Below are 18,135 nucleotides of genomic sequence, written 5' to 3'. Positions count from 1 at the left end.
GCCGTGCCGCCGTCAGACCAGCAGTTCCACCAGGCGCGCGGAGCGGATGATCGAGTAGTGGTTGGTGTCCGCGACCGGCTCGGTCGGGACGGTGACCTTCGCGGCCTCCAGCCGGGCGGGGTCGTAGAGCGCCCGGGGCTCGTCCATCAGGCCGCGCTCGGCGTAGAGCAGGCGGGCGGGGACGGTCAGCCGGTGGACCGCCCCGGCGGCCTCCGGGTCGAGCAGGACCTGGGCGCCGTCGGTGGTGACCGCCTCGTGGACGCAGGAGGAGACCAGCTCGGGGGCCTCGCCGACCAGGTCGCGCTGGGTGTAGGCGTCGAGCTCCTCGGTCCACGGGTCGAACGCGGGGTGGGCCTGCCAGAACGCCCGGTAGGCCGCGCGGTCGGGGAAGGTCATCGAGAGCCGGGCCAGCGCCGGGCCGAGGACCGCGGCGAGGGCGTCCCGCTCGCTGACGCCGGGCGGCAGCGGGAAGGTCACCGCGCCGTCCACCAGGGTGAGTTCGGCGACCAGTTCCGGGTGCCGGGTCGCGGTGAGGGCCGAGACCCAGGCGCCCATCGAGTGGCCGACAAGCCGGACCGGGCCCGCGTCCAGGGCGGTGACCAGCGCGGCGACGTCCTCGGCGTGCCGGGCCAGGCCCCAGGGGCCGGGCAGGTCGCGGCTGGCGGCCCGGCCGCGCAGGTCCGGGGCGTACAGCGCGGCCCGGCCGTCGAGCAGCCGGGCCAGCGGGGCCCAGGCCAGCGCGTTGGCGGTGATGCCGTGGACGGCGACCACCACGGGCGCGCCGGGGACGGTCGCGGGCCAGTGCAGGACGGCGAGGTCGCCGCCCTCGACGGGGACGGTCAGGGCGACGGGCTGGGGGCTGGTCATGCGGCGCCTTCCGGGACGGCGGTGACGGGGGCCGCGGCCCCGGCGGTGCGGCCGCCGCGCAGCCGGGCGGGGAGCTTGGCGAGGCCGCCCGGCAGCAGGTAGACCACGGCGACGAAGAGCGTACCGAGCAGGAACAGCGGCTGGGAGAGCGGAACCCGCAGCACGGACGGCAGTTCGGCGACCGAGTCGGAGTTGGCCAGGTCGCCGAGCCGGTGCGCGGCCCAGGTGTAGAGGACGCCGCCGAGCAGCGGGCCCCAGCGGGTGCCGGAGCCGCCCAGCACCACCATCACCAGCAGCGCGAGCGTGGCGTCGGAGCTCGCCGCCTGCGGGGTGGCGCCGCCGGTGAGCAGCAGGTAGACCACGCCGCCCGCGCCGGCCAGCGCGCCGGAGACGGTGAACGCGACCAGCTTGAAGCCGTACGGGCGCAGGCCCAGCACCTCAACCCGGCGTTCGTTCTCCCGGATGCCGGACCAGACCCGGCCGGTGGGCGAGGAGACCGTCCAGTGCACGACGGCGAGCGTGCCGACCAGGTAGGCCAGCGCGATCCAGTACAGGTTGGCGGTGTTCTGGATGCCGATCAGCGCGTCGGGCAGGTGCGCGGCGGGCACGGAGCGGCCCTCCTCGCCGCCGGTGAGGCCGCCGGGGTTGCGCTGCACCAGGATCGAGCCGGCCTGGGCGAAGGCCAGGGTGACCATGGAGAAGCCGATGCCGGTGACCCGGAGCGAGACCGCGCCGAGCGCCAGCGCGAGGGCCACCGCGCAGGCCACGCCGAAGAGCGCGGCGGGCCAGAAGCCGAGGCCGAGTTCGAGCATGGCCAGGTCGGTGGCGTACAGGCCGGTGGCGAAGTACAGCGCGTGCCCGAAGGAGAGCAGCCCGGTCCGGCCCAGCAGCAGGTCGTAGCCGGTGGCCAGGCCCCCGTACAGCAGGCAGAGCGCGATCAGTTGCAGGCTGCCGGGGCTGCCGAGCGGCCCGTCGAGCAGGCCGGGCAGCGGCAGGGTGCTGTAGGGCGCGGCGAACAGGACGAGCAGCAGGGCCAGCGGCCACCAGCGCTTGAGGTGGGTGGTCACGCGAGTCTCCCGGTGAGTCCGCGGGGCTTGACGAGCAGGAGGACGGCGAGCAGGACGACCACCGAGAGGTCGCCGAGGCCCGCCGCGGTGTAGTAGTTGGCGAACTGCTGGACGAGGCCGACGCCGACCGAGGCGACGGCGGCGCCGGTGACCGAGCCCATGCCGCCCATCACCACCACGACGAAGGCGAAGATCAGCAGTCCGGTGCCCTGGGAGGGGTTGATCGAGCCGAAGTAGAGGCCGGCCAGCGCCCCGCCGAGCGAGGCGGCGGCGCCGCCGATCGCGAAGACCAGGGTGAACGCCCTGCGGACGTCGATGCCCAGGGCGGTGACCATCGCGCGGTCCTCGACGCCGGCCCGGACGATCAGGCCGTAGCGGGTCCGGGCCAGGAACAGCCGGAGCAGGACCAGCACCACCAGCGCGGCGGCCATCAGCACGAAGCGGTTGACCGGGACGGTCGCGCCGAGCAGGCCGACCGTGCCGGAGAGCGCGGCGGGCTGCGGGAAGGGCCGGGCGTCCGAGCCCCAGACGCCCATCAGCAGGGCGGGCAGGGCGAGTCCGACGCCGACGGTGGCCAGGATCTGGTCCCGGGGGCGGGCGTACAGCGGGCGGATCAGGGCGAGTTCGAGCAGCACCGAGGCGGCGGTGCCGACCAGGGTGCCGAACGGGACGGCCAGCCAGAAGCCCATCCCGCCGTCGGTGGCGGCCCACCAGGCGGCGTAGGCGCCGACCGAGAGCAGCGCGCCGTGGGCGAAGTTGAGCACGTCCATCAGGCCGAAGATCAGCGAGAGGCCGGAGGCGACCAGGAAGTACAGCGCGCCGAGCCCGAGTCCGGTGCAGGCGAGCAGGACGACGGTGTTCATCGGGGCGTCACCTCGGGTGCGGGGGCGGGGCGGTGGCCGCCGACGCCGAGCAGGCGGCGGGCGGCGTCCTCGTCGGCGAGCAGGGCGCGGGCGTCGCCCTGGTGGGCGGTGCGGCCGTCGGCGAGGACGGCGCAGTGGCCGGCCACCCGGCGGACCAGGGCGAGGTTCTGTTCGACCAGCAGGACGGGGACGGTCTCGGCAGCCCGGGCGAGCACGTCGGCGACCTCGGTGACGATCTTCGGGGCGAGTCCCTTAGTGGGCTCGTCGGCGATGATCAGCCGGTTGCCGTTGAGCAGGGTGCGGGCGATGGCGACCATCTGCTGCTGCCCGCCGGAGAGCGTCCCGGCGGGCTGCCGGTGGCGCTGCTTGAGCTCGGGGAACAGCTCGAAGACCAGGTCGTAGGCGGGGGCGGTGTCGCGTTCGGCGAGCCGGAGGTTCTCGGCGACGCTGAGGCCGGCGAAGATCCCGCGGTCCTCGGGGGCGTAGCCGATGCCGCGGCGGACCACCAGGTGGGTGGGGAGCCGGCCGATGTCGGCGCCGTCGAAGGTGAGGGCGCCGGTGCGCGGGACGAGGCCCATGACCGCCTTGACGGTGGTGGTCTTGCCGGCGCCGTTGCGCCCGAGCAGGGCGGTGACGCCGGTGGCGGCGACGTCCAGGTCCACCCCGTGCAGGATGTGCAGGCCGTCGATCACCACCCGCAGGTCGCGGACCGTCAGCAGGCTCACAGCGCCTCCCCGAGGTAGGCCCCCTGGACGGTGGCGTCGGCCATCACGGCGTCGGGGGTGTCGAGCGCGAGCAGGGTGCCGTGGTGCATCACGGCGAGCCGGTCGGCCAGGCCCAGCAGCACGTCCATGTGGTGCTCGACCATCAGGACGGTGCGGCCCTGCTCCTGGTGGACGGAGCGGATCAGCTCGACCAGCGCGGGCACCTCCTCGGCGCTGACGCCGGCCATCGGCTCGTCCAGCAGGATCAGCCGCGGCTCGCCGACCAGCAGCACCGCGAGTTCGAGCTTGCGCTTGCCGCCGTGCGAGAGCGAGCCGGCCGGGTCGTCGGCGCGGTCGGCCAGGCCGGTGCGCTCCAGGGTCTCCTCGACCTGCTGCCGGTGGCGTCCGGCCCGCCGCCAGATCCGGTAGGAGGCGGCGGGTCCGGCGGCGGCCTGGGCGGCGAGGCGCAGGTGCTCGGCGACGGTGAGGCCGGGCCAGAGCGAGGAGGTCTGGAAGGTCCGGCCCAGGCCCCGCCGGGCCCGGGCGGGCACCGGCAGGGCGGTGATGTCGGCGCCGTCCAGGTGGAGGGTGCCGCGGGTGGCGGGGTGGATGCCGGTGATCAGGTTGAACAGGGAGGTCTTGCCCGCCCCGTTCGGGCCGATGAAGGCGACGAACTCGCCCTCGGCGACGTCGAGGCTGACGTCCTGCACGATCGGGACGCCGCGCACGGACCAGCCGAGTCCGTCCAGCCGCAGGACCGGGGCGGGGGTGCTCATCGGGCTCAGCCCGCCATCGGGGCGACCGGCGGGGCGACCTGGTCGGCGTCCAGGGTCCTGACCGCGGTGGGCTTGGCGTCGGCGCCGCTGCCGACCAGCTTGACCTGGAACATCGGCTGGAGCAGCGCGTGGTCCTCGGCCCGGACGGTGAGCTTCCCCTTGACGCCGTCGAAGCTCCAGCCCTCCAGGGCCTTGACCAGCGCGTCGGTGTCGGCGTCGGAGCCCTGGGCGGCCTCCAGCGCGTGCACCACCATCTGGGCGGCGGTGAAGCCGTCGGGGGTGAACAGGTCGGGCTTGGAGCCGGCCCCGGTGACCGCGTCGGTCATCGCCTTCTCGGCCGCGGTGCCGGCGGCGCCGCCGAAGTAGTGGTTCAGGAAGTCGATCTTCTCGGCGGCCGGGCCGAACAGCGGGTACGAGGCGGCCACGTCGAGGCCGGTGACGACCTTGGTCGCGGAGAACACGTCCTGCTGGTTGAGCGAGGTCCACAGCGCGGACGCGGTGTCGCCGGCCCAGGCGACGTACAGCAGGTCGGGCTTGGCGTCCTTGGCCTGGGTGGCGAACGGGGTCAGGTCGGTGGCGGACGGCGGGGCCAGCACGGCGTCCACGGTGGCGCCCTCGGCGCCCAGGACGGCCTTGACGGCGGCCACGTTGGCCTGGCCGAAGGCGTTGTCCTGGGCCAGCACGGTGACCTTCCTGCCCTTGGCGTCGCCGATGAACGAGGCGGCGGCCCGGGTGTCCTGGTACGACTGGCGGCCGGAGCGGAAGGTGTACTTGTTCAGGCCGGTGACCTTGTCGGCGGCGGCCGGGCCGGAGATGAACAGCACCTTGTTCTGGGCGGCGATCGGGCCGACCTGGAGCGCCACGCCGGAGGCGGTGGAGCCCGCCAGGATCTTGTAGTTCTTGCCGATCAGGTCCTTGGCGGCGGAGACCGCCTTCGCCGGGTCGCCCGCGTCGTCCTGCTCGGCGACCTCCACCGGGTGGCCGTCCACGGCGCCGGTGCCCTTGGTGGCGTACGCCAGGCCCGCCTTGAAGCCCTCCAGGTACTGCTTGCCGTAGGCGGCCAGCGGGCCGGTCTTCGAGTACACCAGGCCGACCTTGACCGGGCTCTTGTCGCCCCCGCCGCTCCCGGCCCCGGTCGAGGTGCCCGCGGTGCCGGCCTTCGCGCAGCCCGCGGCGAGCAGCACGCAGGCGGCCAGCGCGGCGAGCTTCCGGACGGGGCGTCTGTGGGTGGCGTCCGTGACTGGCATGGTGGGGGGCTCCTGACGTACCGGTGCTGGTGGGATGCCGGAACCGTAGGGGCGCGCCCGGTGGGACGACATGTGACGGAACCACACATCGGCCGCCCGCACTGCGTGGCCCGCCGCCATGTCGCGGCGGCGGGCGTCCGGGGGTGTGCGGCGGGCACATGGCGGGCGCCCGCGCCATGGCGCCGTCCGCCATGGAAAGCCCCGGGGCCTGCGGGGAGGGTGGTGCGCCAGTCGGTCCCTCCCCCGCACCCCTCCCCTGCACCTCCCCGCACCCTTCCCCTGCACCTCCCCTGCACCTCCCTGCCCTCTCCTGCCCTCTCCTGGTAAAGGCGGCCCCCCTTGGACAAGGTCCTGGACTCCCCGGCCCGCGCGGTCGGGGACATTCCCGACGGCGCGCTGCTCGCGGTCGGCGGCTTCGGCCTGTGCGGCATCCCGTCCACCCTGATCGGCGCCCTGGTCGACGCCGGCACCACCGGCCTGCGGGTCGTCTCCAACAACTGCGGGGTGGACGACTGGGGCCTGGGCCTGCTGCTGCGGGCCGGCCGGATCGCCCGGATGACCTCCTCCTACGTCGGCGAGAACAAGGAGTTCGCCCGCCGGTACCTGAACGGCGAGCTGGAGGTCGAACTCACCCCGCAGGGCACCCTGGCCGAACGCCTGCGGGCCGGCGGCGCGGGCATCCCCGCCTTCTACACCCCGGCCGGGGCCGGCACCCAGGTGGAGGAGGGCGGCCTGCCCTGGCGCTACGCCCCCGGCGGCGGCGCGGTCGCGCTGGCCTCCCCGCCCAAGGAGGTCCGCGAGTTCGGCGGCCGCCGCCACCTGCTGGAGGAGGCGATCAACGCCGACTTCGCGCTGGTCCGCGCCGAGGTCGCCGACCGGCACGGCAACTGCGTCTTCCACGCCGCCGCCCGCAACTTCAACCCGCTGTGCGCCACCGCCGGCCGGGTCACCGTGGTCGAGGCCGACCGGATCGTCGAGCCCGGCGAGATCCCGCCGGACGCCGTCCACCTGCCCGGCGTGTACGTCGACCGGATCGTCGCCGCCGACCCCGCCGACCGCCGCGTCGAGCGGCGCACCGTCCGCCGCCCCGCCGCCCCGGAGGAGTCCCGATGACCACCGCCGCCCCCTCGGACCCGCGGGCGGCGCTCGCCGCCCGGGCCGCCCGCGAACTGCGCGACGGCCAGTACGTCAACCTCGGCATCGGCCTGCCCACCCTGATCCCGGACCACCTGCCGCCGGGCGTGCACGTCGTCCTGCACTCCGAGAACGGCATCCTCGGCACCGGCCCCTACCCGGCGGACGCCGACGTCCACCCCGACCTGATCAACGCCGGCAAGGAGACCGTCACCGTCAACCCCGGTGCGGCGTACTTCGATTCGGCGTTCTCCTTCGGCATGGTGCGCGCCGGGCGGATCGACGTCTCGGTGCTCGGCGCGATGCAGGTCTCCGCGGGCGGCGACCTCGCCAACTGGATGATCCCCGGCAAGATGGTCAAGGGCATGGGCGGCGCGATGGACCTGGTGCACGGGGCCCGCCGGCTGATCGTGGTGATGGAGCACACCGCGAAGGACGGCACCCCCAAGATCGTGGACGAGCTCTCGCTGCCCGCCACCGGCCGGGCCGTCGTCCACCGGATCGTCACCGACCTGGCCACCCTCGACGTCACCCCCGGGGGCCTGCGGCTGGTCGAACTCGCGGACGGCGTCACCCTCGACCGGCTGCGCGCCGCCACCGAACCGCCGGTCCTCGCCTGAGGCGGGCACGGCCGTGGCCCGGAGGAGGCGCTCCCCCGGGCCCGGGCCCCGGCCGTGCCGCTACGGGTTCAGGTTCGGGATCTGCCAGTCGACCGGCTTCCGGCCGAAGCCCTCCAGGGCCTCGTTGATCTGCGAGAACGGCTTGCTGCCGAGGAACAGCTTCGCGGACAGCGGCGACGGGTGCGCGCCCTGGACGACCACGTGGCGGCTGGTGTCGATGAGCGGGAGCTTCTTCTTCGCGTAGCCGCCCCAGAGCACGAACACGCAGGGCTCCTCGCGGGCGCTGACCGCCTTGATCACCGCGTCGGTGAACTTCTCCCAGCCCTTGTTCTTGTGCGAGTTGGCCTCGTGCGCCCGCACGGTGAGCACCGCGTTGAGCAGCAGCACGCCCTGCTCGGCCCACGGCATCAGGTACCCGTTGTCGGGCACCGCCAGGCCGAGGTCGGTGTGCAGCTCCTTGTAGATGTTGCGCAGCGACGGCGGGGTCCGGACGCCCGGCAGCACGGAGAAGCTCATGCCGTGCGCCTGGCCGTTGTCGTGGTAAGGGTCCTGACCGAGGATCAGCACCCGGACGTCCTGGTACGCGGTCGCGGCGAGCGCCGAGAACTCCTGCCCGGCGGGCGGGAACACCTCGTGCTCGGCGCGCTCGGCGGCCAGGAACCCGGTCAGCTGCGCGTAGTAGGGCTTGCCGGTCTCCTCGGCGAGCACCCCCCGCCAGGACTCGGGCAGTTCCGGCGCGCCGTTCGCGGGCGTCTGGGCCAGCTCCGTCACGTTGTACCTCCCACCGGCCGCGCCGCACGGCGGCCGCTCTCACTCGTGCGTTCCGCGGGCCCGTCCCGGACCCGCCGCGGTGAACGCTACACAGTCGCGCCGACAGCCCGCCGCGCCCGCCGCGGCCCGGGGCGCGGGGCGCGGGGCGCGGCGGGCGCGGACGCCCCTGTGGCCGGCCGACCGGGACGACTAGGCTGATCGGCGTTGGGGCAGCCTGTGGCGCCCGACCGGCCAGTGGTGTCCGGTCGGAGCGATCACGAAGATCGTTCGACCTGTGCAAGACCAAGGAGACACCCACGTGGCAGACCGCAAGCCCATCGAGACCTGGCTGACCGACATGGACGGAGTCCTCATCCACGAGGGCGTGCCGATCCCGGGCGCCGATGCCTTCCTCCAGCGGCTGCGTGAGTCCGGAAAGCCCTTCCTGGTGCTCACCAACAACTCGATCTACACCCAGCGCGACCTGCACGCCCGGCTCGCCCGGATGGGCCTGGACGTGCCCGCCGAGCACATCTGGACCTCCGCCCTGGCCACCGCCAAGTTCCTGGACGACCAGCGCCCGGGCGGCACCGCGTACGTGATCGGCGAGGCGGGCCTGACCACCGCGCTGCACGACATCGGCTACGTGCTGACCGACACCGCACCGGACTTCGTCGTGCTGGGCGAGACCCGGACGTACTCCTTCGAGGCGATGACCAAGGCCGTCCGGCTGATCAACGACGGCGCCCGGTTCATCGCCACCAACCCGGACGAGACCGGCCCGTCCGCCGAGGGCGCGCTGCCCGCGACCGGCGCGGTGGCCGCGCTGATCACCAAGGCGACCGGCGTGGAGCCGTACTTCGTCGGCAAGCCCAACCCGCTGATGATGCGCGCGGGCCTGAACGCGATCGGCGCGCACTCGGAGAACAGCGCGATGATCGGCGACCGGATGGACACCGACATCGTCTCCGGCATGGAGGCGGGCATGTCGACCTTCCTGGTGCTGACCGGCCTGACCCACGCCTCCGACGTCGACCGCTTCCCGTACCGGCCGACCCAGGTGGTCAACTCGATCGCCGACCTGGTCGAGCTGGTCTGACGCCCCGGCGCCCCGCCCGGACCGTCGACCCCGGTGCGGGGCGCCCCGACACCGCCTCAAGCCGACCGTAACCACCCTGACGTACCGGCAGTTACCGCACTGAGAACGGTCAGCGTCCCGGACACGCCCGCTCCGCCCGACGCAAGGGAGCCCCGGATGGCCTCCGTCCACCGCACCGCCACCGCCCGCGCCGCCGTCCTGCTGGCCGTCGCCGCCCTGCTGGCCGGGCCGGCCGTGCGGCTCGCCGGGTCCGGGGAGGGCGCCGCGGTGCTCAACGGCGTGCTGCTGTCGGTGGGTTCGGTGCTGCTGCTGGCCGGTGCCGCGTCCGCCGTACGGCACCGGTGCCGCCCCCCGTCCGAGCGCTGACCGGCCCCTCCCCGGCCCTCCCCACCGGCGGGGCGGGCCGGACCGGGCGGCCTCCGCCGCCGCGACGGGCCGGGGTGGTTGAGTGGAGGCCATGAGCAGCACGCCCTCCGCCCCGTTCCGCGTCGGCCTGATCGGCTACGGCCTGGCCGGTTCCGCCTTCCACGCCCCGCTGATCGCCGGCACGCCCGGACTCCGGCTGGACGCGGTGGTCACCGCCAACCCCGACCGCCGCGCCCGGCTGCACCGCGACCACCCGGACGCCCGCGCCCTCGACACCCCCGAGCAGCTGTTCGAGGACGCCGACCGGTTCGACCTGGTGGTGATCGCCTCCCCCAACCGCACCCACGTCCCGCTCGCCCGCACCGCCCTGCTCGCGGGCCTGGCCACCGTGGTCGACAAGCCGCTGGCCGCGACCAGCGACCAGGCCCGCGACCTGTGCGAGTTCGCCGAGAAGTCCGGCCTGCTGCTGTCGGTGTTCCAGAACCGGCGCTGGGACGGCGACTTCCTGACCGCGGCCCGCCTGATCGCGGAGGGGCGCCTCGGCCGGGTGCACCGCTTCGAGTCCCGCTTCGAGCGCTTCCGCCCCAAGCCCAAGGCGGGCTGGCGCGAGCTGGCCGATCCGGCCGAGGTCGGCGGCACCCTGTACGACCTGGGCAGCCACCTGGTCGACCAGGCGCTCACCCTGTTCGGTCCGGTCGAGACGGTGTACGCGGAGATCGACGTGCGCCGCGACGGCGCGGTGGTCGACGACGACGCCTTCCTGGCCCTCACCCACACCGGCGGCGTCCGCTCCCAGCTGTGGACCAGCGCCCTCGCCCCGCTCGCCGGGCCCCGGCTGCGCGTCCTCGGCGACAGCGCCGGCTACGTCAAGTTCGGCATGGACCCGCAGGAGGCTGCGCTGCGGGCCGGCCGCCGCCCGGGCGCGCCGGACGGGCACTGGGGCGACGACGACCCGGCCGCGTACGGCCTGCTCGGCAGCGACGGCGACGCCGAGTCCGTCACCACCGACCCCGGCGACTACCCGGCGTACTACGCGGGCATCGCCGCCTCGCTCGCCGACCGCACCCCGCCGCCCGTCGACCCGCGCGACGCCGTCGCCACCCTCGCCGTCCTGGAGGCCGCCCGCGCCTCCGCCGCGACCGCCTCGGTGGTCCGCCTGCCCTGACCCCCGCGTCGACGGCGGGAAGGCGGGAACCCCGGACCGCCGCCCCGCCGTTGACGTACCATCGGACCCGAACCCGGGCCCCGGCCCCGGCCCCAGGAGGTGCGCACCGTGTCGGCCACGCCGCTGCTGCTCGCCCTGCTCCGGGTCCTCACCGGCGACCTGCCCGCCGGTCCGGGCGCGCTGACCGCGGCCGCCGCGCTGCTCCTGCTCGCCGCCGTCGCCACCGGCACCGCCCTCGCCGCGGCCCGCCTCCCCGGCGCCCGCACCCCGGCCGCCGTCCACGCGGGCGCCCTGCGCCGCCGGGCCTACCGCACCGCCTACCTCCCCCCGCGCGACCCGGACGCCCCGGGCCGCGCCCGCCCCCGCGCCCCGGGACGGCGGCCCGCGGCCGCCTGAGGGGCCCGTCCCTCCTCCGCGCCTCCCCGCACTCCCGCACCCCACCGGGGCCGGGACCGCGTCCGGGGACGCGCGCGAGCGACCACGCACCGTCCCCGACCCCCGCCGCGCGCGCCCGCGCGCCCGGCGCCGTCGGCCCCCTCCGCGCGTCCGCCCTCCGAGCACCGTCGCCGTCCCGCCGACTCCCGGAGAGCCACCGTGTCCGTCCTCAGCGTCCTCGACCCCGCCGTCCACCTCGCCCACGCCGCCGTCGCGGCCCTCGCCACCGCCGTCCCCACCGCGGCCGCGATCGTCCTGTTCACCCTGGCGGTCCGCGCCGCCCTCCACCCGCTGGCCCGTACCGCGGCCCGCACCGAACGGGCCCGCGCCCGGGTCGCGCCGCAGGTGGCGCGGCTGCGCGAGCGGCACGCCGAGGACCCCGCCCGGCTGAACCGCGAACTGCTCGCCCTGCACCGCGCGGAGGGCACCGGCCCGCTCGCGGGCCTGCTCCCGGCGCTGCTCCAGGCCCCGTTCTTCTCGGTGATGTACCGCCTGTTCACCACCGCCCCGGGCCACCTGCTGGACGCGACCCTCGCGGGCGTCCCGCTCGGCACCCGCCCCGCGACCGCCCACACCCCGGCCCAGTTCGCGCTGTTCGCCGCCCTGGAGGCGGCCCTACTGGCCCTGGCCTGGTACAACGCCCGCCGCGCCGCGCACTCCCCCACGGCGGCCGGCCCGTCCCGCTGGCTGGCCTTCGGCACCCCGCTGTTCGCCCTGCTGCTGCCCGCCGCGGGCGCACTCTACCTGCTGACCAGCACCGCCTGGACGACGGCCGAGCGCCGGTACCTGCACCGCCCGGCCGCGGGGGGCGCCGGCGCTCAGGCGGTGGGCCAGGCCGCCAGGTAGGTGTCGATCTCGCCGGTCAGCCGGCGCTTCGCGGCCCGGTCGAGGAAGGACGCCTCGACCGCGTTGCGGGCGAGCGCCGCGACGCCGGACTCGTCCAGGCCGAGGAGCTTCGCGGCGACCGCGTACTCGGTGTTCAGGTCGGTGCCGAACATCGGCGGGTCGTCGCTGTTGATGGTGACCAGCAGGCCGGCGTCGACCATCTGCCGGACGGGGTGGTCCTCGATCCGCTCGACCACCCGGGTCGCCAGGTTGGAGGTCGGGCAGACCTCCAGCGGGATGCGGTGCTCGCCCAGGTAGTCGACCAGCGCCGGGTCCTTCACCGACTGGGTGCCGTGCCCGATCCGCTCCGCGCCGAGCAGCCGGATCGCGTCCCACACCGTCTCGGGGCCGGTCGACTCGCCCGCGTGCGGCACGCTGTGCAGGCCGGCCGCCCGGGCCCGGTCGAAGTACGGCTTGAACTGCGGGCGCGGCACGCCGATCTCGGGGCCGCCGAGCCCGAACGAGACCAGCCCGTCGGGGGCCAGGTCGAGGGCGAGGCGGGCGGTCTCCTCGGCGGAGGCCAGCCCGGCCTCGCCGGGGATGTCGAAGCACCAGCGCAGCACGATGCCGAGGTCCTTCTCGGCGGACCGCCGGGCGTCCTCGATCGCCTCCATGAAGGCGGTGTCGGGGATGCCCCGGTTGACCGACGAGTAGGGGGTGACGGTCAGTTCGGCGTACCGGATGTTCTGCCGGGCCATGTCCTGGGCGACGCCGTACGTCAGCGCCCGGACGTCCTCGGCGTCCCGGATCAGGTCGACGACGCTCAGGTACACCTCGATGAAGTGCGCGAAGTCGGTGAAGGTGAAGTACTCGGCGAGCGCCTGCGGGTCGGCCGGCACCCGGCTGCGTCCGGCGTGCCGGGCCGCCAGCTCGGCCACCACCCGCGGCGAGGCCGAGCCCACGTGGTGGACGTGCAGCTCCGCCTTCGGCATTCCGGCGATGAACGCCTCGATCCCCTGGACACCCTCGGCCACGGCACGCTCCCGTTCTGCTCTCACCCGGACCCGGACAGACCTCGCATGCTAACCCGCGGCGGCCCGCCGCCCCGGCACCGCCCGGCGGCCCGCCGCCCGGTCAGCCGCCCAGCGCGGTGCTGACGGTGTGGATGAACAGGCCGGCCAGCGCGCCGACCACGGTGCCGTTGATCCGGATGAACTGGAGGTCGCGGCCGACGTTGGCCTCGATCTTGCGGGAGGCGTCGGCGGCGTCCCAGCCGGCCACCGTCTCGGAGATCAACGAGGTGATCTGCTCCCGGTAGTTGGTGACCACGTAGTCGACGGCGTTCAGCAGCCAGCTGTCGGTCTTCGCCTGGAGCCGGCCGTCGGTGGCGAGCCGGCGGCCCAGCGTGCGCAGCGCCTCGGTGAGGCGGCGGCGCAGCTCGCTGTCCTCGTCCTCGGCGGCGTTCAGCACCAGGGCGCGGACGGCCGCCCACGAGGAGGCGATCAGGTCCTGCACCTCGGGGCGGGCCAGCAGGTCGGACTTGGCGCGCTCCACCCGCTCGATGGTGGCGGGGTCGTGCTGGAGCTCGCGCGCGAAGTCGGCGAGGAAGTTGTCGAGCGCGCCGCGCGCGGGGTGGACCGGGTCGTCGCGGACGTCGCCGACGAAGCGCAGCAGCTCCTTGTAGACCCGCTCCCCCACCTGCTGGTCGAGGAATTTCGGCGTCCAGCCCGGGGTCTTGGCGGTGACCCGGGCGACCACCTCGCCGTGGTGCGCGACCAGCCAGTCGTGGGCGCGCGCCACCACCAGGTCGACCACGCCCTTGTGGCCGTCGTCGGCGACGATCCGGCCGAGCAGCCGCCCGGCGGGTTCGGCGACCGAGGTGGCGGCGGCCCGCCGGGTGACCGCCTCGGCGACCACGGCCTGCACGTCCTCGTCGCGGAGCACCTCCAGCAGGCCGCGCAGCGCGGCGGCGGCCTCGTGGGTGACGCGCTCGGGGTTGCCGGGCGCGCGGAGCCACTCGCCGAGCAGCCGGGACACCCCGATCCGGCCGAGCCGGGCCCGGACCACCGGCCCGGAGAGGAAGTTGTCGCCGACGAAGTCGCCGAGCGAGCGCCCGAAGGCGTCCTTCTTGGTCGGGATGATCGCGGTGTGCGGGATCGGCAGCCCGAACGGCCGGCGGAACAGCGCGGTGACGGCGAACCAGTCGGCGAGCGCGCCGACCATGCCCGCCTCGGCGGCGGCCGCGACGTACCCGGCCCAGGCGCCCGCGCCGGACGCCTTCGCCCAGGTGGCGAGGGCGAACACCAGCGTGGCCAGGGCGAGCAGCCCGGTCGCGACGGTCTTCATCTTCCGCACACCGCGCCGCTTCTCCTCGTCGGCGGCGGTGAAGCTGACCCCTGGGGCCGTCTGGTCCGTGCTCACCCCGCCAGCCTGGCACACCGCGCGCCGGAAAAGGCAGCCGCCCCGCACATCCGTCCGTCCGGGGCCGGGGCCGCGGCGTCCCCGCCGCTCAGCCGCCCCCGCCGAGCACGATCCGCCGCACGCCCTCCCACCGTTCGGGGTCGGTGACCCGGCGGCCGTCGAGCAGCACCCGCACGCCCGGGAAGTCGATCGCGCCCAGGTCCCGGTACTCGGGGTGGTCGGCCTGCACGACCAGCGCGGCGGCGGGCTTGCCCTGGTCGGGCGGCAGGCCGAGCGCGGCCAGTTCCTCCGGCGGGTAGAGCGGGTCGCTGACGCCGACCTCCGCCCCGGCCGCCCGGAGCGCGGCGACCAGCGGGAAGACCCCGGAGTACGCGGTCTCCTTGACCCCGCCCCGGTAGGACGCGCCGAGCACCGTCACCGCGACGCCCGCCAGCGGGCCGATCGCGCCCTCCAGCAGGCCGACCGCGTACGCCGGGACCTGCTCGTTGGCCTCGCGGGCGGCCCGCACCACGCCGGCCCCCGGGTCGTTCCACAGGTACAGCCGGGGGTAGACCGGGATGCAGTGGCCGCCGACCGCGATGCCGGGGCGGTGCAGGTGGCTGTAGGGCTGCGAGTTGCAGGCGTCGATGACCTCGGCGAGGTCGACGCCGACCCGGTCCGCGTACCGGGCGAACTGGTTGACCAGCGCGATGTTGACGTCCCGGTAGGTGGTCTCGGCGAGCTTGGCGAACTCGGCGGCCTCCGTCCCGGACAGCGCCCAGACGCCGTTGCCGCGCGGCAGGTCGGGGCGCGGGTCGAAGTCGAGCACCGCCCGGTAGAAGGCGACGCCGCGCCGGGTGGACTCCTCGTCGATGCCGCCGACCAGCTTGGGGTAGCGCCGCAGGTCGGCGAAGACCCGCCCGGTGCGGACCCGTTCGGGGCTGAACACCAGCGCGAAGTCCCGTCCGGCGGCCAGCCCGGAGCCGGCCTCCAGCCGCCGGGCGAAGCGGCCGCGGACGGTGCCCACCGGCAGGGTGGTCTCGTAGCTGACCAGGGTGCCGGGGCGCAGTCCGGCGGCGACGGCGTCGGTGGCGGCGTCCAGCAGCGCGAAGTCGGGGTTGCCGTCGGGGTCGGTGACCAGCGGGACGACGATCACCACGGCGTCGGCCCCGGCGGTGGCGGCGGCGGTGTCGGTGGTGGCGCGCAGCCGGCCGGCCGCGACGGCCTCGGCGAGCCGCTCGTCGAGGTGCGCCTCGCGCGGGAAGGGGGGACGGCCGGCGGTGACGGCGGCGACCACCTCGGGGGCGATGTCGGCGCCGGTCACCAGGTGGCCCTTGCCGGCGTACTGGACGGCCAGCGGCAGGCCGATCTTGCCCAGGCCGACCACGCAGACGTCCAGCACCGCGTTCCGCTGCGGGGCCGCGCCCGCCGCGTCTGGCTCCGGGCCCGCCGGGGACCCGGCGGGCCCGGCGTCCGGCTCCAGGAGCGCGTCCCGCACCGGAGTGCCGTGCGCCGCGTCCCGCTCCGGCACCCCGTTCACCGGGCACCCCGCAGCAGCCCGGCCAGGCCGTCCCGGCGGGCCCTGCGCAGCCCGCGCTTGACGGCCCACCGGGCGCGGCGCAGCGGCGCGGGGACGAGGCGGCGCCAGCCGGCCGGCCCGGGGGCGCGGCCGAGTTCGAACAGCGCGTCGGGCAGGCCGAGGCGCCTGTCGCGGAACATCGGGTGGTCGGCGTAGAGCCGGGAGCCGCGCCGGACGGCGGGCGGCTCGCCGTGGTCCTGCTCCCAGGTGATCAGGTCGCACAGGGCGAGCAGTTCGCCGCGCCGGGCCAGGGCCAGCCGGAGCCGGGCGGGGACGGGCAGGGTGCGGAACACGGCGGGCGAGCAGTGCCGGTCGGTGAACCGGCCGATCTCCTGGACGATCCGGCGCTGCGCGTCGGGCGGTTCGGCGAGGAACGGCGCCTGGAGCAACTGCGGGACGTCCCAGCTGAAGTAGCGGGCCCGCACGGCGTCCCGGTCGGGCCCGGGCAGGGTGCTGCGGTCGAGCACCTCGTGGGCGGCGGTGAAGCCGCGCAGCCGGTCCATCGGCCCGGCCCGGTGGGTGACGTTGGAGCGGTCCCGGCGCAGCACCAGGTGGTAGTAGTCGTAGTCGGCGAGGACGGAGACCTTGCGGGCGTGCAGCAGCGCGCCGAGGGTGAAGGGCTGGTCGGAGTGGATGACCAGGTCCTCGCGGCGGCGCAGCCCGTGGGCGGTGACGAGTTCGCGGCGGAACAGCTTGGTGTCGCCGAGCGCCCAGGCGAGCGCGGAGTCGGTGAAGCCGACCTGTTCGGCGGTGCGGTCGAAGATGCCCTGCGGGACGACCCGGCCGTGTTCGCCGACCTGCTTGGGGATCAGCACATCGGACTGCCAGCGGTCGGCGGCCTCGACCATCCGCTCCAGCGCCTCGGGTCCGAGCCAGTCGTCGGCGCCGAGGTACAGCAGGTAGCGGCCGCGGGCGAGTTCGGTGCCGCGGTTGGTGGGGCTGGCGGGGCCGCCGGAGGCGGGCTGCCGGACGGTGCGGAACAGTCCGGGGTGGGCGGCCGCGTAGCGGGCGAGCTCCTCGGTGCTGCCGTCGCCGGAGCCGTCGTCGACGGCGACCACCTCCATCCGGTGCGGCTCGATGCTCTGGCCCACCAGCGAGTCCAGGCAGGCGGTCAGGTAGGGCATGGTGTCGTGGACGGCGATCACCACGCTGACGTCCGGTCCTTGCTCGGTCACGAGGTGCCAACTCCCGTACCGGCCGACTGGTCACCTTCGCCACCCGAACGGGTGAGGGGGTTCGGGCCACCGGCGCGGCGGCTTCAGGCCACCGGCGCGGCGGCGCTCCCAGCGTAGATCCGGGCGATCACGTCCTCGATCGCGGGCTCCCGCAGCGACAGGTCGACCAGCGGGTAGCGCTCGGCGACGGCGGCGACGATCGGCGCGGCGCTCTGCCGGGCCGGGAAGGCCAGCCACTGGCGCGGGCCCTCGGCCTTGACCACCCGGACGCCGGGCAGCTCGATCGGCGGGTGCGCCCCGGCCAGGTCGACCACCAGGGTGCGTTCGCTGCCGCCGATCTCGTGCAGCCGCTCCAGCGGGCCGTCCAGGACGAGGCGGCCGTGGTCGATCACCATCACCCGGCCGCACAGCTGCTCGATGTCGGTCAGGTCGTGGGTGGTGAGCAGCACGGTGGTGCGCCGCTCCCGGTTGGTCTCGCGCAGGAACGCGCGGACCTTGGCCTTGCTGACCACGTCGAGCCCGATGGTGGGCTCGTCGAGGTAGAGCACGCCGGGGTCGTGCAGCAGGGCGGCGGCGAGGTCGCCGCGCATCCGCTGGCCGAGCGAGAGCTGCCGGACGGGGGTGTCCAGCAGGGCGGCCAGGTCGAGCAGTTCGACGCAGCGGTCGAGGTTGGCCCGGTACCTGGCGTCGGGGACGCGGTAGATCCGCCGGGCCAGTTCGTAGCTGTCGCGCAGCGGCAGGTCCCACCACAGGGTGGTGCGCTGGCCGAACACCACGCCGATCCGGCGGGCGAGTTCGGAGCGGCGGGCGGCCGGGTCGACGCCGGCCACCCGCAGCCGTCCGCCGGTGGGCACCAGGATGCCGGTGAGCATCTTGACAGTGGTGGACTTCCCGGCGCCGTTCGGGCCGATGTAGCCGACGCACTCGCCCTCGTCGACGCTGAACGTCAGCCCGTCGACGGCCCGCACCTCGCGCCTGCCGCGGCGCCAGCGCCCTTCGCCGGTGCGGACGGTGAAGCTCCGCCGGACGTCCTCGACCTCGATCATCGCCATGGTTCCCCTTC

19 protein-coding genes are annotated in these 18,135 nt (G+C 75.3%); 7 read left to right on the top strand and 12 right to left on the bottom strand.

Annotation, left to right across the window (positions count from 1 at the left end):
• Positions 1 to 12: 12 nt before the first annotated feature.
• From K353_RS11000 to K353_RS10975, 6 genes are read right to left on the bottom strand one after another with little or no spacing between them, the layout of a single operon-like run.
• Positions 13 to 867, bottom strand: a complete 855-nt coding sequence (locus tag K353_RS11000) for an alpha/beta fold hydrolase (protein WP_111553391.1) — start codon at positions 865 to 867, stop codon at positions 13 to 15.
• Positions 864 to 1,934 (bottom strand): branched-chain amino acid ABC transporter permease, encoded by a 1,071-nt coding sequence (locus K353_RS10995; RefSeq protein ID WP_233533500.1) that lies wholly within the window; start codon positions 1,932 to 1,934, stop codon positions 864 to 866. The genes K353_RS11000 and K353_RS10995 overlap by 4 nt, the downstream gene beginning before the upstream one ends.
• Positions 1,931 to 2,797 carry a branched-chain amino acid ABC transporter permease gene (locus K353_RS10990; protein WP_111553390.1) on the bottom strand — a complete coding sequence of 289 codons (867 nt, stop codon included), beginning with the start codon at positions 2,795 to 2,797 and terminating at the stop codon, positions 1,931 to 1,933. Before K353_RS10990 ends, K353_RS10995 begins: the two co-directional genes overlap by 4 nt.
• Positions 2,794 to 3,522 carry an ABC transporter ATP-binding protein gene (locus K353_RS10985; RefSeq protein WP_111553389.1) on the bottom strand — a complete coding sequence of 243 codons (729 nt, stop codon included), beginning with the start codon at positions 3,520 to 3,522 and terminating at the stop codon, positions 2,794 to 2,796. The genes K353_RS10990 and K353_RS10985 overlap by 4 nt, the downstream gene beginning before the upstream one ends.
• Entirely contained in the window at positions 3,519 to 4,277 is a 759-nt protein-coding gene (locus K353_RS10980) for an ABC transporter ATP-binding protein (protein WP_111553388.1), read from the bottom strand. Before K353_RS10980 ends, K353_RS10985 begins: the two co-directional genes overlap by 4 nt.
• Positions 4,278 to 4,282: 5 nt before the next feature.
• Positions 4,283 to 5,524, bottom strand: a complete 1,242-nt coding sequence (locus K353_RS10975; RefSeq protein WP_111553387.1) for a substrate-binding domain-containing protein — start codon at positions 5,522 to 5,524, stop codon at positions 4,283 to 4,285.
• Between the two features lie 339 nt (positions 5,525 to 5,863).
• On the opposite strand from K353_RS10975, the gene K353_RS10970 reads away from it, so the two are divergent.
• Positions 5,864 to 6,637 carry a CoA transferase subunit A gene (locus K353_RS10970; RefSeq protein WP_111553386.1) on the top strand — a complete coding sequence of 258 codons (774 nt, stop codon included), beginning with the start codon at positions 5,864 to 5,866 and terminating at the stop codon, positions 6,635 to 6,637.
• Positions 6,634 to 7,278 carry a 3-oxoacid CoA-transferase subunit B gene (locus K353_RS10965; protein WP_111553385.1) on the top strand — a complete coding sequence of 215 codons (645 nt, stop codon included), beginning with the start codon at positions 6,634 to 6,636 and terminating at the stop codon, positions 7,276 to 7,278. The genes K353_RS10970 and K353_RS10965 overlap by 4 nt, the downstream gene beginning before the upstream one ends.
• Positions 7,279 to 7,338: 60 nt before the next feature.
• Here the strand turns inward: K353_RS10965 and K353_RS10960 are convergent, their stop codons facing one another.
• Complete coding sequence (locus K353_RS10960) at positions 7,339 to 8,049, bottom strand: uracil-DNA glycosylase (RefSeq protein ID WP_199528065.1); 711 nt, start codon at positions 8,047 to 8,049, stop codon at positions 7,339 to 7,341.
• Between the two features lie 298 nt (positions 8,050 to 8,347).
• Here K353_RS10960 and K353_RS10955 point away from each other — a divergent pair, with 298 nt between their 5' ends.
• The 5 genes from K353_RS10955 (at position 8,348) to yidC (ending at position 11,939) form a co-directional block, all read left to right on the top strand.
• Positions 8,348 to 9,127, top strand: a complete 780-nt coding sequence (locus tag K353_RS10955; RefSeq protein ID WP_111553384.1) for an HAD-IIA family hydrolase — start codon at positions 8,348 to 8,350, stop codon at positions 9,125 to 9,127.
• Between the two features lie 156 nt (positions 9,128 to 9,283).
• Positions 9,284 to 9,493 carry a hypothetical protein gene (locus K353_RS10950; RefSeq protein ID WP_111553383.1) on the top strand — a complete coding sequence of 70 codons (210 nt, stop codon included), beginning with the start codon at positions 9,284 to 9,286 and terminating at the stop codon, positions 9,491 to 9,493.
• A gap of 91 nt (positions 9,494 to 9,584) precedes the next feature.
• Positions 9,585 to 10,658, top strand: a complete 1,074-nt coding sequence (locus tag K353_RS10945; protein WP_111553382.1) for a Gfo/Idh/MocA family oxidoreductase — start codon at positions 9,585 to 9,587, stop codon at positions 10,656 to 10,658.
• Positions 10,659 to 10,766: 108 nt separating this feature from the next.
• Positions 10,767 to 11,054, top strand: a complete 288-nt coding sequence (locus K353_RS10940; protein ID WP_111553381.1) for a DUF6412 domain-containing protein — start codon at positions 10,767 to 10,769, stop codon at positions 11,052 to 11,054.
• A 198-nt stretch (positions 11,055 to 11,252) separates the two neighbouring features.
• Positions 11,253 to 11,939, top strand: a complete 687-nt coding sequence (gene yidC / locus K353_RS10935; protein ID WP_111553380.1) for a membrane protein insertase YidC — start codon at positions 11,253 to 11,255, stop codon at positions 11,937 to 11,939.
• Here yidC and K353_RS10930 read toward each other — a convergent pair.
• The 5 genes from K353_RS10930 to K353_RS10910 all read right to left on the bottom strand — a co-directional run bounded on the left by K353_RS10930 (position 11,912) and on the right by K353_RS10910 (position 18,124).
• Positions 11,912 to 12,910 carry an adenosine deaminase gene (locus K353_RS10930; RefSeq protein WP_111553455.1) on the bottom strand — a complete coding sequence of 333 codons (999 nt, stop codon included), beginning with the start codon at positions 12,908 to 12,910 and terminating at the stop codon, positions 11,912 to 11,914. The two genes, yidC and K353_RS10930, sit on opposite strands and share 28 nt — an antisense overlap.
• A gap of 142 nt (positions 12,911 to 13,052) precedes the next feature.
• On the bottom strand, positions 13,053 to 14,339 hold the full coding sequence (locus K353_RS10925) for a DUF445 domain-containing protein (protein WP_111553379.1): 1,287 nt from the start codon (positions 14,337 to 14,339) through the stop codon (positions 13,053 to 13,055).
• Between the two features lie 88 nt (positions 14,340 to 14,427).
• Complete coding sequence (locus K353_RS10920; RefSeq protein ID WP_111553454.1) at positions 14,428 to 15,717, bottom strand: nucleotide sugar dehydrogenase; 1,290 nt, start codon at positions 15,715 to 15,717, stop codon at positions 14,428 to 14,430.
• A gap of 137 nt (positions 15,718 to 15,854) precedes the next feature.
• Entirely contained in the window at positions 15,855 to 17,072 is a 1,218-nt protein-coding gene (locus tag K353_RS10915; protein WP_111553378.1) for a glycosyltransferase family A protein, read from the bottom strand.
• Between the two features lie 83 nt (positions 17,073 to 17,155).
• Entirely contained in the window at positions 17,156 to 18,124 is a 969-nt protein-coding gene (locus tag K353_RS10910; protein ID WP_111553377.1) for an ATP-binding cassette domain-containing protein, read from the bottom strand.
• Positions 18,125 to 18,135 lie beyond the last annotated feature (11 nt).

The organism is Kitasatospora sp. SolWspMP-SS2h (assembly GCF_003259315.1).
Classification (GTDB): domain Bacteria; phylum Actinomycetota; class Actinomycetes; order Streptomycetales; family Streptomycetaceae; genus Kitasatospora; species Kitasatospora fiedleri.
Note: the sequence above shows the minus strand (reverse complement) of the source record. Positions and strands in the feature narration are given on the sequence as shown.